A 13,735-nucleotide genomic window follows, 5' to 3' on the forward strand; every position below is an offset into this window, starting at 1 on the left:
GCTCAGGCTCGTGGGCCGGGTGGCCGCCTGGGCGGGAAGGGTCACGAACGTCGTGGCGAGCGCAAGGCAGGCGACAGCGAGCTTCATCGGGATATCTCCAGGTGAGAGGGGTCGTGCTGCGATGTGGACCATCTTGTCGAGCACGCCGTCCCAGCGGATCGCCGGTGCGACGGATTCCCGCTCGCTCGTGGGAGCGAGGAACGGAATCACCCGTACCGGCGATGCCACAGGCTCCGGGGGAGGCCGAGTACGCCCTCATGAGCCTCCGCGTCGCCCTCGTCGTGGCCGTGAGCAGCCCGGCGCCGTCCGGTGCTCAACCGAGGATCAGCGCGGCGATGACGAGGAGGCAGCCGCCGATGACCACCGTGTGCCGGATGTTCTGCAGGATGGGCATGACCCAGGTGGGGAAGGCGCTCTCGGCCGCGGCGAGCAGGGCCCGGATGTCGATGCGCTGGAGCGTCGGGTCGCCCTTGCGGTCGAAGGCCGCCCGCACCGACTTGGCGGCGGTGAGCTGGCTGTGGAGGATGAGGAAGTTGCCGACGAGGACGATCGGCTGGAAGACCCAGGACAGGGTCTGGCCCCAGTGGTTCCCGGCGAGGTTCAGGACGGCCAGGGCCGTCATGATCAGCGCGACGGTGGCGGGGACCGCCGTTTCGTGGCCGCTGGCGTCGAAGCTGAGCTTGTTCTCCGCGAGGACGCTGACGGGGACGCCCTGACGACGCAGCTCGGCCTCGGCGGCGTCCTTCGCGGCGGGGCCGTAGCGGTGGCGCACCAGCGGGATGCTGATGAAGGCCAGGGCGATGAGCAGTTGCAGGACGGCGGCGAAGGCGATCATGGTGGGTTCTCCTCATCGGTGTGCTCGGCGGGGTTCCTGCCGAACCCCGCCGGGGGGTGATGAGGAAGACGATGCCGACCGTGGCTACCAGCCGGCTGACGCGGCGCTGATACGTGCGGGTGGCGGCTGACAGCGATCGCTTGAGGCCGGTCTCAAGAGCCGGGGACAGGCCCGCGCCGGAGCGTCACGCTCGCGAGGCCCGTTCCAGGGCATGCAGGACCGCCTGTACGGCGGGCCGTCCCTCGCTGCCCGGACGCAGCAGCGCCACGATGTCGCGACCGGCGTGCTCGGCCACGACGTCGATGACCCGTACCCGCGGATGCTGGTGCAGGTGGGCCAGGGCGGGGATGAACGCGATCCCGTGACCGGCCGCGACCAGCGCGGCCACGACGGCGGAGTCGCTGCTGCGGTGCACGACGTCGGGAACGAGGCCCGCCTGGCGGCACAGCGCCTCGGCGAGCTGGCCGAAGTAGGTGCCTGCCTCGCCGGCGATCCAGCGCTCACCGGCCAGCTCGGCGAGCGGCACCGATCGATCTGCCCGGACGCCACCATGATGGCGGAGTCCTCGGCGACCAGGCTGCGGCCTTCCACCCGGAGCAGCGGGTGCTCCCCGGCGAGGCCGGTCAGCAGCCGCGGCAGCACGTTGATCGCCAGAGTCTGCACCAGCCCGACGCGGACCGTGCCCGACAGGGTGCCGCTGAGCCGTTCGACGGCGGCCCCGGCGGCCTCGATCTCGGCGAGCACCCGCTCCGCCCGCAGCGCGAGCACCTGTCCGGCCTCGGTGAGCCGCAGGCCGCGGCCGACCTTCTCGGTCAGCGGCACGCCGACGCCGCGCTGCAACGCGGCGAGCTGGTGGCTGGCCGCCGAGCGCGACAGGTGCAGGGCCTCGGCCGCGGCCGTGAGCGTCCCGCGCAGCCGCAGCTCGTGCAGCAGGCGCAGGGCCGGAACCGGCAGCGTCATTGGTGCACGATATCGAACGATCAACGGGAGATTGTTGAGCTTGTCCCGTCAGGTGGGGGTCTGTTGTGCTGGAGATCTCCGACCAGCAGAAGGGCGGCGCGATGACCGCGGCCGAACAGATCCAGGACCGGAGCTCCTCCGACGGGCTGCCGTACGAGCCCGGGGCCTTCCTGACCGGCACCGAGGCCCACCTGCGCAAGCAGGCCGAGGCGTGGCGGCACATCCGGCGCAGGCGGGCCGAGGGCGCCGGGCTGCACAACGTCAGCGGGCTCGAACGGGGGCTGCCCCAGCAGGACAGCGGCGACCTGGACGACGAGTGGAGCGGCGCGCTGTACGGGGAGCGGGTGCGCGACCTGGGCCTGGCCCACCTGGGCGGGACCGCGGACCTGGACGACGTCATGGTGACGAACCGGCTGACGGCGGCCCTGTTCGCGGCCATGCAGGTGACCGTGCGGCCCGGCGCCACGGTCATCGGCGTCTCGCCCGCCTACAGCCACCCGGCCATCGTGCGAGCGGTCCGCGACGCGGGCGGGCACTTCGTGGACACGGTGGGGGCGGCCGGGTTCGAGGCGGCGCTGCGCGAGCATCCCGAGGTCTCGGTGGTGACGCTGACCCGGCTGGCGGTCACGTACGACATCCTCGGCGAGGACGACCTGCGGCGCGTGGTCGAGCTCGCGCACGCGCGCGGCGCGGTGGTCGTCGTGGACGACGCCGGAGGCGCGCGGGTCGGCCCGGCGGTCGCCGGCCAGCCGCGCACGCTGGAGCTCGGCGCCGACCTCGGCGCCACCGGCCTGGACAAGTACGGGGTGATCGGCCCCCGCGTGGGCCTGCTCGGCGGGCGGGCCGATCTCGTCGCCCGGGTCCGGGCCCGCTGCTACGAGCTGGGCACGGAGTGCCGGCCGGTGCTCTATCCCGCCGTCGCGAACTGCCTGGAGTCCTACCGGCCAGAGCGCGTCCGCGAGCTGGTCGGCTCCACCCGCGAGGTGGGCGCGGCCCTGCGGGCCCGGCTGGGGGACGCGCTGGTCGAGGAGACCCCGTTCATCACTCGCATCCCCGGCGAGGCCGTCGCCGCCGAGCTGTCCCGCCGGGCCGGGGGCGGGGCGGTGACGCCGGCACCCATCGAGGCCACCGCCCTGCTCGCGATGGCGCTGCTGCGCGACCACGGCCTGCTGACCGTGCACTTCGCGGGCCTGCCACCGGGCACGGCGGCGCTGCTGATCAAGTTCCTGCCGCCGGAGACGATCGCCGTCCTGGGCGGTCCGGACGCCTTCGCCGCCGCCGTGGACGACTCGCTCGACCGGGCGGCGAGCGCGCTGACCGGCGAGGACGCCGTCCGGCTCCTGCTGTTCGGGCCCACGTCCGGCTGACCGCACCGGCTCAGGTCGTGGCGTCCGCGGCGCGCCGCGACCAGGGCGCCTGGTACGCCCACTGCCAGGCCAGTTCGAGCGGCCCCCGCCGGAACCGGCGCAACCACAGCGTGGCGAGCGTCATGAACAGCAGGCAGATGCCCGCCCACGCCACCGGAACCCACCACGGGCGCGCGGGGTCGAGGCGGGTGGCCAGCCCCAGGCCCCAGCCGTAGCAGAGGGCGCTCGCGACGAGGTTCTGCAGGACGTAGCAGGACAGCGCCGCCCGGCCGACGTCGCTGAGCGCGGTGCGCAGCCGCCCGGGGGCGCCGCGCAGGCCGAGCACGATCGAGGTGATCAGCCCGAGCAGGCCGAGGGCGACCAGCGGCGGGAGGAGGTACCGGTCGACGGCGAACCAGGCGGGGCCCGCGTAGGCGGTGGCCAGGTTCAGGGGCGCGGCGACGCCCAGGCCGAGGACGGCCAGCCTCCTGCGCAGCCGCGCGCCGCCCTCGCCGGGCTCGAAGACGCCCGCGCGCAGCAGCCGCGCGCCGAGCAGGAACAGCACGATCCCCATGGGAATGATGAAGATCAGCTCGGCCCGGTAGACGGCGAGGTTCTGCAGCCGGGCGGCGACCTGCTCGGGCCAGCTCCCCTCGGCGAAGAGCCCGCCCGCGGCGCCTCCGGAGGTCCCGCCGCCGGCGGCCAGAAGGGCCAGCGTCAGCAGGCTGACCAGCGCGACGTGCAGCGCGCCCGCGGCGACCATCCACGCCGTGACCGCGCGCTCGCTCCGCCCGATCAGGTACGCGACGATCACCGATGTCAGCGCGTACCCCATCAGCACGTCGAACTCGAAGATCAGGACGAAGTGCAGCACCCCTTCGGCGAACAGCAGCGCGGCCCGCCACAGATACCGGCCGGGCCAGGCCAGCCCCTTACGCACGGCGCTCCGGTACTGCAGCTCCAGCCCGATCCCGAACAGCAGCGTCAGCAGCCCCAGGAACTTGCCGTTCGTGAGGAACCGCAGGAACGTCTCCACCGCCCCGGAAGCACCCCAGGTCGCCATGAAGCCCGCAGGACCCCCTGGATCAGTAAAAATCCAGATATTGGTGCCTAGGGTGCCCAGGATGGCCACCCCGCGCAGCACGTCCAATGCGTCGATGCGTCTGTTCACCTTTCCAGCCTCACCCCGTGATCGGCCGCCGGGCTCGTCCGCACAGGGGAAAACAGCCGTACATCCATCGATGTACCGGGTCCTCCCGGGGACGTGGTCCCGAGCGGTCAGGAGCCGCCGGGCGGCCGGACCGACAGGGCGTGGCGGAACACGTCGCGCGGGTCGAAGCGGGCCTTCACCCGCTGCAGGCGCGCGTAGTTGGCGCCGTAGTAGATCGTGGACCACGGCACGCCCGAGGTGTTCCAGGCGGGATCGGCGTGGTCCACGTCGGGGTAGTTGATGTACGCGCCGCCGCAGGCGCCACCGGGCACCGGCGCCCCTCCGGTGGCCGCGAACGTCTTGCGATGCAGCTCGCGCACCCACGCGAGCTGCGCCGCGCCGTCTTGGCCCGCCTCCCAGGTGGCCAGGTGCAGCACCTTCAGCACCGACTCGCGTTCGACCGTCGCGGTGGCGGCCGGGCGGACGGTGTTGACGCGGCCCCCGTACGACAGGAGCCAGAGCATCCCGGTCCGCGAGACCTCACCGGCCGTCCCCAGGTGGTCGAAGGCCACGTCCGCCTGCTCGTCGGTGAACGGTCTGCGCAGGTACGCGGACTTGCCCTTGTAGCGGCCCGACTCCGACTCGGCGCCGAGCGACAGCGTGCGCACCGCCTGGAACCACGGGTCGCGCTGCAACGGCGGCACGTACACCTCGGGGGTGACCCCCTCGGCCACGGCGGCGAAGTGGTCGCGCAGGAGCTGCTCGGCGCCGGGCACGCCGGCGTCGATCTGGGTGGGCATGACGATCCCGCCGGGATCGTCGCCCGGCTGCCGCCCGGGGATCAGCAGCGACCCCCACAGCGAGGCGTACGGGCTGCCCGGCTCGCTGTTGCGCACGTGCCACTCCCCGTGGTTGCGCAGCAGCCGGCGGAACGACTCCTTGGTCATGCCGTTCCAGGACCAGATGGCGACGCCGGACAGCACCGTGGCGGGCGGCCGGGGGAGCAGCTTGCCCGGGTCGTCGCCCCGGGCGGCCGGGTCGCGCATCCAGTAGCGGGTCACGATGCCGAAGTTCCCGCCGCCGCCGCCCGTGTGCGCCCACCACAGGTCGTGGTTGGGGTCCGCCGGGTTCCTGCTCGCCACCACCGCGCGGGCCCGTCCCGACCGGTCGACCACCACGACCTCGACGGCCTCCAGGTAGTCCACGGTGAGGCCGTGGCGGCGCGACAGCGGGCCGTACCCGCCGCCCGCGATGTGCCCCCCGGCGGCCACGCCCCCGCATTGGCCGCCGGGGATGGTGACACCCCATCCGAGATAGAGCTCGCGATAGGCCTGCATGAGCGTGGCCCCGGCCTCGATGGCGAAGGCGCCGCGCTTCTCGTCGAAGTACACCTCCGACATCTCGCACAGGTCGATCACCACTTGCGAGCCGTCGCCGATGAAGTTCTCGTAGCAGTGGCCGCCGCTGCGCACGGTCACCCGGCGGTTCGCGCGGACGGCCTCGGTCACGGCCGCGACGACCTGCTCCGTGGAGCCGGCCAAGCAGAAGTATTCGGGTTCGTGGCGGAAGCGCTGGTTCGTCCTGCGGACCGCCAGGTCCTCGTAGCGGGGGTCGCCCGGCCGTACGACGACCGGGCCGAAGACCTGACCCTCCGTCGCCGCCCGCGCGGCCGGGGTCAAGCCCGCCGCCACGGCCGTGCCGCCCAGTGCCGCCGTGCCGCCGAGAAATCCGCGGCGTGTGACCTTGCCCATGGTCCCCATCCCTGGTGCTCGTCCGGAGGTACGCGACTCACGCTAGAAGCGGGGCCGGATCCGGAGAATGCAGCCAGGCGTACGGCGCGGGTGTAGGTAGCTACACCTGTCCCGGCAAGAAAGTTGAAAGCGGAAGCTTCTTTCCGGCAAGTGGCTTGAAATCGGTCCCTTGCACACTGCGGTCATCCCACCAGGAAAGGATCGCCCCCCGATGACGATCAGCCGCAGCCTAGCCGTCCTGGCCATCGCCGCCACCGCGACCCTCACGATCACCACCGCCGCAGCCCAGGCCGCGACGCCCGCCGCGGACTCGGCTGCGGGCTCAGCCGCCAAGGCATGGGGCCCCTACTACGCTCCCGGGCACGCCGCCAGGGCCGCGGGCACGCTGACCGCCACCGGCGAGGACCACGCCGACATCCCGGCCGCCTCCGTGCTGAAGGTCTCCGGCAAGGTGTACGACCAGACCCGCAAGTCCGCCACCTGCGGCTGGGCCGTCTTCCGCATCACCTACCGGGACGCGAAGAACAACCTGCCGTTCAAGCACCACAGCGTCCGCGACTGCACCTACCGGACCGCCAAGCGCTTCTCGTTCGAGCACCACGACGTCTACCAGGTCGAGCTCAAGGTCTGCGCCGGAGGCAAGACCGCCAAGCCCTCGCTGACCTGCCTGTACGCCGGCACCTGGAAGACCCTCTACCTGTCGAAGTGACACCCGGCGAAACGGCACGGCAGCGCTCACCCTCGTCATGGAGGTGAGCGCTGCCGTCGTGGGTCAGACCTCCTCCGACACCCCCAGGTACATCACCTTCGGGTTCGACGGGTTGAACGTGATGGACGTGACCCGGTCGTAGTTGTTGTGCCGCGTGGTGACCCGGTTCCGGCGCGAGTCGTAGGTGTAGATGTCCGTGCCGGTCCCCGACCAGCCGGTCCCGAACGTGAAGTACACCACGCCGGGGTCCGTCGGGTGGGCGGCGATCAGCGGGCCGTTGGGCAGCGTGACGTCGTTGCCGTGGTCCACGACCGGGGTGAAGTGCCGGCCGCCGTCGAGCGAGCGGTAGATGTGCCGGCCGCCCGAGGGCACGCCCGCGTCCAGCTCCGCCAGGTTGAGCCCCATCGCGTACACCACGTTGGGCGCCGCGGGGGAGATCGCCGCGCTGAACACGTTGACCCGGTCGCCCAGCCCGGCGGCCGTGCTCCACGTACGGCCGCCGTCGTAGGTGACCCGGGCGCCGGTGCCGGAGCCGCCCAGCACCACGTGGTTCAGGTTGTACGGGTCGAACACCGCCGTGTACACCATGAGCAGCTCGCTGTCCGGCCAGGCCGGCACCCCGACGGGCCGCCACGTACGCCCGCCGTCCTTCGACTCGTGGAGCTGTCCGTCCCCGTCGGCCACCCGCAGGCGGTCGGCGCGCAGCCGGTCGGCGCCGAGCCCGACCAGTTCGCCGGACGGCGACGTGAGCGGGGCCGCGCCGCCGGGCGTGACGGCCGAGACGTTGCCGTCCCGGTCCCAGGCGTAGGCCCGGTCGCCGCGCGCCGCCACCAGCTCGATGTGCGAGCCGTTCACCTTGCTCACCGGCGCCCACGTGCAGCCGGCGTCATCGGAGCGCGACAGCACGTTGTTCGACAGCGCGAGCAACTGGTTGGGGCGGTCGAGGGCGATCAGCCCGGTGGTGTAGACGATCGGCTCCAGCACCTTGCTGGTCGGCGCGAGCGTCTGGCCCTCATTCCGGGTGTACGTCACAGTTCCGTCACCCGTGACCGTCTCACAGGCCGGCTGCCGCCACCGGCTGAAGCCGTCAAAGCCGTCGCCGGCCTGCTCCGGGTCCGCGGCGGCTGGCCCGGCCGCGGACAGGACCGCGAGCGCGGTCGCCAGTCCGATGGTGAGCACCTTGTTCACAATGTCTCCTCGATAGGCCGAGCTGGTGGGACGTCGGAAGGTCCCATGTCCCGTCCTATCGGGGAGTAGATCGCCGAAGCTAGCCGAAACGGTTGGCAGGTTTACGACATTGCATGGATCTGACAAGCTTGTCGATCATGAACGCCGAGGACAACGGGCTGTCGGCCGTCGGGGTCGACGCCGATGACGAACGAATCTACCGAGACCTGCTGCGCCACCCGCGCGCGACCCTGCCCGAGCTCGCCGAGCGCACCGGCCGCACGACGGTGGCGCTGCGCCGGGGGTTCTCCCGGTTGGAGGCGCTGGGCCTGGTCAGCCGCATGGCGGGACGTCCTGTCCGGTTCCTGCCGATCCGCCCGGATGTCGCGGTGGCCGCCCTCATCTCGCGCAGGGAGGAGGGGCTGGCCCAGGCCCGGCTGGCCGCGCTCGCGCTGCTCGCCGAGACGCCCCGGATGGAGAACCTGGCGCCGGAGGAGCTGGTCGAGGTCGTGCAGGGGCAGGCGGCTGTGGTGCAGCGATTCGCGCAGCTGCAGCAGTGCGCCACCGAGGAGCTGCTGGTGCTGGACCGGCCGCCGTACGCCCAGGACCCGACCCAGCAGAACGTCGCCGAGCTGGAACGCCTCGAACGCGGCGTGCTCGTCCGCGGCATCTACGACGTGTCGGCCCTGGAGATCCCCGGCAAGCTGCGCCTGGCCCAGGAGTCGGCCGCGGCCGGCGAGCAGGCCAGGATCAGCTCCGAGGTGCCCATGAAGCTGGCCATCGCCGACCGGCGCACCGCGATCCTGCCGCTGGGCACCGACGCCGCCGCCCATGCCGACAGCGCGGTCGTCGTCCACTCCTCGACGCTGCTCGACGCGCTGGTCACGCTCTTCGAGGTGCTGTGGCGCTCGTCGCTGCCGCTGCCCGCCAGGCCCGCCGAGGGCGTCGCCGCTCCGGCGGGCTCGCCCGACCCCGAGCTGTTCACGCTGCTGGCGGCCGGGCTCAAGGACGAGGCGGTGGCGCGCCAGCTCGGGGTGAGCCTGCGTACGGTGCACCGGCGGGTCAGCGAGCTGATGGAGCGGCTCGGTGCGCGCACCCGGTTCCAGGCCGGGCTGCTCGCCGCGCGGCGCGGCTGGTGGGGAGAGCTGTGACCAAGATTACGCACCTCAAACTGTACAGTTCAGGCTGTCGGATTTAATGTCATAAAAGTGGACATAAGGGATGGACTTGCCGCCCGCAGTCCATGGCGAAGATCGTCATGACGCTGGAGCTCGGCGGGCTCGTGCAGCGGCATCCCGACCCCGCCGACGGCCGCCGCCAGCTCGTAACCCTCACCGACCAGGGGCGCGAGCGGCGGCTCGGCGACCGCAGGGCACGCGAGGAGTGGCTGGCCAGGGCCCTGCGGGAGCGGTGCGACGAGGACCAGCTGCGCGCCGTCATCGAGGTGATGGGACTGCTGGACGACGTGGCGCACTCGTGACCCGCCTGTCCACGCGGCTGTCCACGCGCTGGGGTGCCCTGCGCCGCCCGGCGGGCGGCGGGTTCGACCGCAGGCTGATCGCGCCGATGACCCTCGGCTCGGTGCTCAACCCGATCAACTCCTCGATGCTCGCCGTGGCCCTCATCCCGATCGGCCGGGCCTTCGACGCGCCACCGTCCCAGACCGCCTGGCTGATCACCGCCCTCTACCTCGCCACCACCGTCGGGCAGCCCGTCATCGGCCGCCTGGTGGACGCCTTCGGCCCCCGCCCGCTGTACCTGACGGGCACGGCGATGGTGGGTGTCGCCGGGCTGATCGGCATGTTCGCCCCCGAGCTGTGGGTGCTGGTCGTCTCCCGGGTGCTCCTGGGCCTCGGCACGTCGGCCGCGTACCCGGCGTCGATGTTCCTGCTGCGCAGCGAGTCGGAACGGACCGGCACGACCAGCCCCAGCGGCATCCTGGCCGCCCTGTCGATCTCCAACCAGGTGGTCGCCGTCCTCGGGCCGCCTCTTGGCGGGCTGCTGATCGGGGCCGGCGGCTGGCACCTGATTCACGGTCAACGTGCCTCTCTCGGTGGCCTGCCTCGTCCTGGGCGCCCGGCGGCTGCCGCGCTCGGCCGCGCTCGCGAAGGACGGGCGGGGCGAGCGCATCGACGTGGCGGGCATGGCGCTGTTCGCCGGCGTGCTCACCGCGTTCATGCTGTTCCTGATGGACCCCGAGCCGGGCCGCTGGTACCTGCCCGTGCTCACCGCCGTCCTGGGCGCCGCCTTCGTGGCGCGCGAGCTGCGCGCCCGGACCCCGTTCCTCGACCTGCGGGTCCTGGGCGGCAACGCCCCGCTGCTGGCCACCTACGCCCGCCAGCTCCTGGCCTTCGTCACCTCCTACGCCTTCATGTACGGCTTCACCCAGTGGCTGGAGGAGGGCCGCTCGCTCAGCCCGTCCGCCGCCGGGTTCGTCCTGCTGCCGATGTCGGGAGCCGCCATCGCCGTCACGGCCGTCACCGGTCGCCGCCCCGAGGTGCGCGGCAAGCTCGTGACGGGCGGCCTCGTGCAGATCCTCGGCTGCGCCGCCCTGCTGCTGATCGACTCCGCCAGCCCGATCTGGCTGCTCGCGGTGCTCGGCGCGGTCGTCGGCATCCCGCAGGGCCTCAACGGCCTGGCCAACCAGAACGCCCTCTACGCCCAGTCCGACCCGGCCAGGATGGGGTCGTCGGCCGGGCTGCTGCGCACGTTCATGTATCTCGGCGCGCTGGCCGCCTCCGCCGCCAACGCCGCCTTCTACCGGGACGGCGCCACCACCGGCGGGCTGCATGACCTCGCCCGGCTGCTGCTGGCCGTCGCCGTGCTGTTCCTGGCCGTGACCGTCGCCGACCGCTCGCTGCGCCGCGTCGGCCGCTCGTGACAGGCTTCCCGGTCAGCCGCTGCGAGCGCCACCCGCCGGTCGTCCTCGCCCGTGTCACCGCCGGCGACCGGGGCCGGCGTCCCTGACGATCGGGTACGCCGGCCCGGCCCCCCTCACGGGACCTGAGGGCGGCTCAGCCGAGGTTCACCCTGGTGAGCGCGTTGGCCTTGGACGCCATGATGTTCACGTGGAACACCGACATGTTGGTGGTGGTGCTCGACGTGGCCTGGCACACGAGCCGGACCACCCCCGAGGTCAGCACGGTGCGCGCCGTGCCGGTGGACAGGCTCGCGAGCTGGCCGTTGGGGAGCACCGTTGAGGCGACGCCGGTGTTGTTCGTGCTGTTGTCACTGATGATCAGTAAGGTGCAGGTCAGCGGCGCCGCCGTCGCCGTGTTGTTGCGGGCCGTCAGCGTCGCCACCGCCGTCCAGTGCCCGGCGGGGACGCTGAACTGGAAGGTGGCCGCCGCGTTGCCGGTCACGGTCCTGGTGGCGAACGTGTCCGCGATGATCACCTCGGGCGGCACCGCGGCGTGCGCCGGGGTCGCCGGTCCGAGGCCGGCGAGCGCGGCCACCGTGGCGAGCGCGGCGACGCAGGCCGCCCATCGCGCTCGCACCCTTGGCAGAGTCGAAGTGGGCATGAATCGATCACTCCTCGCATCCGGGGCGGTCCCCCGCCCGTCCGTTGCTCCGATGGTTCCGGACGCCGTTGCAGCCGCGTTGCGGCATGTCCGTGCCATGGCGCGCGCCGGCTGAACCCGCGCGGCCGCGAGCCCGTACCTCCTTGCAGGACGAGGCGCGGAGGGTGGCGGTCACGTGCGGCAGCGGATCATGGGCGGGCGAGCGGGCGCCGGGCTGCTGCTGGCGGCGGCCCTGCTCGCCGGACTGGCCGGGCCGGCCGGGGCGCACGGCGCGCTGGAGAGCCCGCTCAGCCGGGCGGCGGCGTGCGGCGCGGACAGCTCGTTGACGGCGAAGGCGGCGGCCTGCCGCGCGGCGGCGAAAGTGCGCGGCTCCGCCATCCCCGGCGAATGGGACAACCTCCGGGTTGCGAACGTGGCGGGCAGGGACCGCGCGGTGATCCCGGACGGCAAGCTGTGCAGCGGCGGCCTGCCCGGTTTCAGGGGCCTCGACCTCGCCCGCGCCGACTGGCCCGCCACGACGCTGAAGCCGGGCGCCCGCCACACCTTCAAATACCGCGGCACGATCGCGCACCGCGGCGCCTTCCGGCTCTACGTCACCAAGCCCGGCTACGACCCGGCCAAGCCGCTGAAGTGGGCCGATCTGGAGCGCAAACCCTTCGTCAAGGTCACCGACCCGAAGCTGGTGGACGGCTCGTACACCTTCACCGGCCGGCTCCCCAGCGGCAGGACCGGCCGCCACCTGATCTACACGATCTGGCAGAACTCCGACACGCCGGACACCTACTACTCCTGCTCCGATGTGATCTTCAGCGGCCGGGCCACCAGCGCGCCGGCCAGGCCCGTCGCCGCCTCCCAGCCCGCGGGCGGGAGCGGCCTCCCCTGGCCGGCGGGCGTGGCGATCCTGCTCGTGGCAGGGGCCGGAACGGCGGGCGCCATCGCCGTCCGGGCCGGCCGGCGCCGTCTGCGGTAGCCGGGGATCCGGCGGCACCTGAAGCGGATGGGCAGCAAACCGTAAGCGCGTCCCGGCAGGCTGGGGCCATCAGTCAGTCAGCCGGAGGAGTGCGCAATGAGGAAGCTCATCGAGTCGACGTTCGTGACGCTGGACGGGGTCATCAGCTCGCCCGAGGTCTGGGGGCCGCCGTACTGGGACGAGGAGCACAACGACTACTCCGCCAAGCTGCTCTTCTCCTCCGACGCGTTGCTCCTGGGCCGCGAGACGTACCAGGGCTTCGCCGAGGCGTGGGGGCAGCGGTCGGGTGACCCGTACACCGACCGGATCAACAGCCTGCCCAAGTACGTCGCCTCCACCACGCTGACGGAGGCGGGCGACTGGAACGGCACCCTGATCGAGGGGGACGTCGCCGCCGCCGTGGCCGGGCTGAAGCGGCAGCCGGGCGAGAACATCCTGAAGTTCGGCAGCGGCGAGCTCGATCGCACGCTGATGGCGAACGGGCTGGTCGACGAGCTCCACCTCTGGACGTTCCCCGTCATCGCGGGCCGCGGTGACCGCCTCTTCGACGAGCTGGACGTCACCCACCTGAACCTGCTGGAGACGACGCGCTTCAAGTCCGGCATCGTGGTGCTCACGTACGGGCCGAAGTAGCCCCGGGGGTCGGGGGCGCGGCGTACCCACGCGGCGGCAGTGGCAGGATCAGACATGATGGACATTCTTGAGCCGGCGCACCCGCCGCGCGAACAGCCGCCGCCGAGCCGGGCATTCCACCGGATGCCCGGCACGCGGGGGTCGTCGCTGCGCGTGTTCCTGGATCCCGGCCTGGGGCTGAGCTCCGATCGGCAGCGGGTCGCCGAAACCACGCTGGACGCCGCGATCGAGCTGGCGGACGCCGACATGGGCAACGTGCAACTGACCGACCCGGAGGCCGGGGGGCTGCGCATCGCCGCGCAGCGCGGGTTCGGCGAGCCGTTCCTGCGCTTCTTCGAGGTCGTACGCGACGAGGACGGCTCGGTGTGCGGCCGGGCGATGAAGCAGATCGCGCCGATGATGGTCCGCGACGTCGCGCTGGACCCCGACCTGGCCGGCACCCCTACGCTGCGGATCCTGCTGGGCGCCGGGGTGCGCACGGTGCATTCCACCCCCTTGCTGGACGAGACGGGCACGATGCTGGGCATGCTGTCGGTCCACTACCGGGAGGTACGCCAGTTCGCCGAGGTGAGCCAGCGGCTCATGTGGCCGCTCGCCCGGCGGGCGGGTCGCCTGCTGCGCGCCTGCCCGCCTGGGTAACCCCTGAATCTGCGACTCTCACCACTATGGGTAGAGGCCTTAGGGGTTGTCCCC

General features: G+C 72.5%; 15 protein-coding genes and 2 pseudogenes. 9 read left to right on the forward strand and 8 right to left on the reverse strand.

Annotated features, from left to right (window positions below; genetic code table 11):
* The 4 genes and pseudogenes from ETD85_RS64845 to ETD85_RS67590 all read right to left on the reverse strand — a co-directional run.
* Positions 1–228, reverse strand: a 228-nt coding sequence (locus ETD85_RS64845) for a hypothetical protein (protein WP_206058790.1), incomplete at its 3' end; no start/stop codon positions are given.
* 85 nt (positions 229–313) lie between these two features.
* Complete coding sequence (locus ETD85_RS31580) at positions 314–835, reverse strand: hypothetical protein (protein WP_138693460.1); 522 nt, start codon at positions 833–835, stop codon at positions 314–316.
* Positions 836–1,019: 184 nt separating this feature from the next.
* Positions 1,020–1,361: a LysR substrate-binding domain-containing protein gene (locus tag ETD85_RS31585; protein WP_138693461.1), complete on the reverse strand. Its 342-nt coding sequence runs from the start codon at positions 1,359–1,361 to the stop codon at positions 1,020–1,022.
* A 302-nt stretch (positions 1,362–1,663) separates the two neighbouring features.
* Positions 1,664–1,795 (reverse strand): annotated as a pseudogene (locus ETD85_RS67590) (helix-turn-helix domain-containing protein); the annotation flags it as partial.
* A gap of 65 nt (positions 1,796–1,860) precedes the next feature.
* Here ETD85_RS67590 and ETD85_RS31595 point away from each other — a divergent pair.
* Positions 1,861–3,162: a PLP-dependent aminotransferase family protein gene (locus tag ETD85_RS31595; protein ID WP_138693462.1), complete on the forward strand. Its 1,302-nt coding sequence runs from the start codon at positions 1,861–1,863 to the stop codon at positions 3,160–3,162.
* Between the two features lie 10 nt (positions 3,163–3,172).
* Here the strand turns inward: ETD85_RS31595 and ETD85_RS31600 are convergent, their stop codons facing one another.
* Positions 3,173–4,312, reverse strand: a complete 1,140-nt coding sequence (locus ETD85_RS31600; protein ID WP_240779561.1) for a DUF418 domain-containing protein — start codon at positions 4,310–4,312, stop codon at positions 3,173–3,175.
* Between the two features lie 107 nt (positions 4,313–4,419).
* A complete protein-coding gene (locus ETD85_RS31605) occupies positions 4,420–6,042 on the reverse strand; it encodes an FAD-binding oxidoreductase (protein ID WP_138693463.1) in 1,623 nt (540 codons plus the stop codon).
* Between the two features lie 211 nt (positions 6,043–6,253).
* On the opposite strand from ETD85_RS31605, the gene ETD85_RS31610 reads away from it, so the two are divergent.
* The gene (locus ETD85_RS31610) at positions 6,254–6,751 is read left to right on the forward strand and encodes a hypothetical protein (protein WP_138693464.1); all 498 of its coding nucleotides are present in this window, start codon (positions 6,254–6,256) and stop codon (positions 6,749–6,751) included.
* Between the two features lie 63 nt (positions 6,752–6,814).
* On the opposite strand, the gene ETD85_RS31615 is transcribed toward ETD85_RS31610, so the two are convergent.
* Complete coding sequence (locus ETD85_RS31615; protein WP_138693465.1) at positions 6,815–7,939, reverse strand: WD40/YVTN/BNR-like repeat-containing protein; 1,125 nt, start codon at positions 7,937–7,939, stop codon at positions 6,815–6,817.
* Between the two features lie 113 nt (positions 7,940–8,052).
* Here ETD85_RS31615 and ETD85_RS31620 point away from each other — a divergent pair, with 113 nt between their 5' ends.
* The 4 genes and pseudogenes from ETD85_RS31620 (at position 8,053) to ETD85_RS64855 (ending at position 10,799) form a co-directional block, all read left to right on the forward strand.
* Entirely contained in the window at positions 8,053–9,069 is a 1,017-nt protein-coding gene (locus ETD85_RS31620; RefSeq protein WP_240779562.1) for a helix-turn-helix transcriptional regulator, read from the forward strand.
* Positions 9,070–9,161: 92 nt separating this feature from the next.
* Positions 9,162–9,398 carry a helix-turn-helix domain-containing protein gene (locus ETD85_RS31625; RefSeq protein WP_138693466.1) on the forward strand — a complete coding sequence of 79 codons (237 nt, stop codon included), beginning with the start codon at positions 9,162–9,164 and terminating at the stop codon, positions 9,396–9,398.
* Positions 9,399–9,523: 125 nt separating this feature from the next.
* Positions 9,524–9,889: pseudogene (locus tag ETD85_RS67595) on the forward strand (MFS transporter); the annotation flags it as partial.
* A 70-nt stretch (positions 9,890–9,959) separates the two neighbouring features.
* Positions 9,960–10,799: an MFS transporter gene (locus ETD85_RS64855; RefSeq protein ID WP_206058792.1), complete on the forward strand. Its 840-nt coding sequence runs from the start codon at positions 9,960–9,962 to the stop codon at positions 10,797–10,799.
* Positions 10,800–10,932: 133 nt separating this feature from the next.
* Here ETD85_RS64855 and ETD85_RS31635 read toward each other — a convergent pair whose 3' ends face one another.
* Complete coding sequence (locus ETD85_RS31635) at positions 10,933–11,415, reverse strand: hypothetical protein (protein ID WP_138693467.1); 483 nt, start codon at positions 11,413–11,415, stop codon at positions 10,933–10,935.
* Between the two features lie 199 nt (positions 11,416–11,614).
* On the opposite strand from ETD85_RS31635, the gene ETD85_RS31640 reads away from it, so the two are divergent.
* From ETD85_RS31640 to ETD85_RS31650, 3 genes are all read left to right on the forward strand, one after another.
* Positions 11,615–12,409: a lytic polysaccharide monooxygenase auxiliary activity family 9 protein gene (locus tag ETD85_RS31640; RefSeq protein ID WP_240779563.1), complete on the forward strand. Its 795-nt coding sequence runs from the start codon at positions 11,615–11,617 to the stop codon at positions 12,407–12,409.
* A 96-nt stretch (positions 12,410–12,505) separates the two neighbouring features.
* On the forward strand, positions 12,506–13,042 hold the full coding sequence (locus tag ETD85_RS31645) for a dihydrofolate reductase family protein (protein ID WP_138693468.1): 537 nt from the start codon (positions 12,506–12,508) through the stop codon (positions 13,040–13,042).
* A 54-nt stretch (positions 13,043–13,096) separates the two neighbouring features.
* The gene (locus tag ETD85_RS31650) at positions 13,097–13,681 is read left to right on the forward strand and encodes a GAF domain-containing protein (RefSeq protein ID WP_138693469.1); all 585 of its coding nucleotides are present in this window, start codon (positions 13,097–13,099) and stop codon (positions 13,679–13,681) included.
* Positions 13,682–13,735 lie beyond the last annotated feature (54 nt).

The sequence above is a fragment of the Nonomuraea zeae genome (assembly GCF_005889725.1).
Classification (GTDB): domain Bacteria; phylum Actinomycetota; class Actinomycetes; order Streptosporangiales; family Streptosporangiaceae; genus Nonomuraea; species Nonomuraea zeae.

Bases quoted from the DNA above. Each gene is read 5' to 3' on its own strand.
- ETD85_RS31580 (WP_138693460.1), bottom strand. From the start codon at position 835: ATGATCGCCTTCGCCGCCGTCCTGCAACTGCTCATCGCCCTGGCCTTC.
- ETD85_RS31605 (WP_138693463.1), bottom strand. From the start codon at position 6,042: ATGGGCAAGGTCACACGCCGCGGATTTCTCGGCGGCACGGCGGCACTG.
- ETD85_RS31610 (WP_138693464.1), top strand. From the start codon at position 6,254: ATGACGATCAGCCGCAGCCTAGCCGTCCTGGCCATCGCCGCCACCGCG.
- ETD85_RS31620 (WP_240779562.1), top strand. From the start codon at position 8,053: ATGGATCTGACAAGCTTGTCGATCATGAACGCCGAGGACAACGGGCTG.
- ETD85_RS31625 (WP_138693466.1), top strand. From the start codon at position 9,162: ATGGCGAAGATCGTCATGACGCTGGAGCTCGGCGGGCTCGTGCAGCGG.
- ETD85_RS31645 (WP_138693468.1), top strand. From the start codon at position 12,506: ATGAGGAAGCTCATCGAGTCGACGTTCGTGACGCTGGACGGGGTCATC.
- ETD85_RS31650 (WP_138693469.1), top strand. From the start codon at position 13,097: ATGATGGACATTCTTGAGCCGGCGCACCCGCCGCGCGAACAGCCGCCG.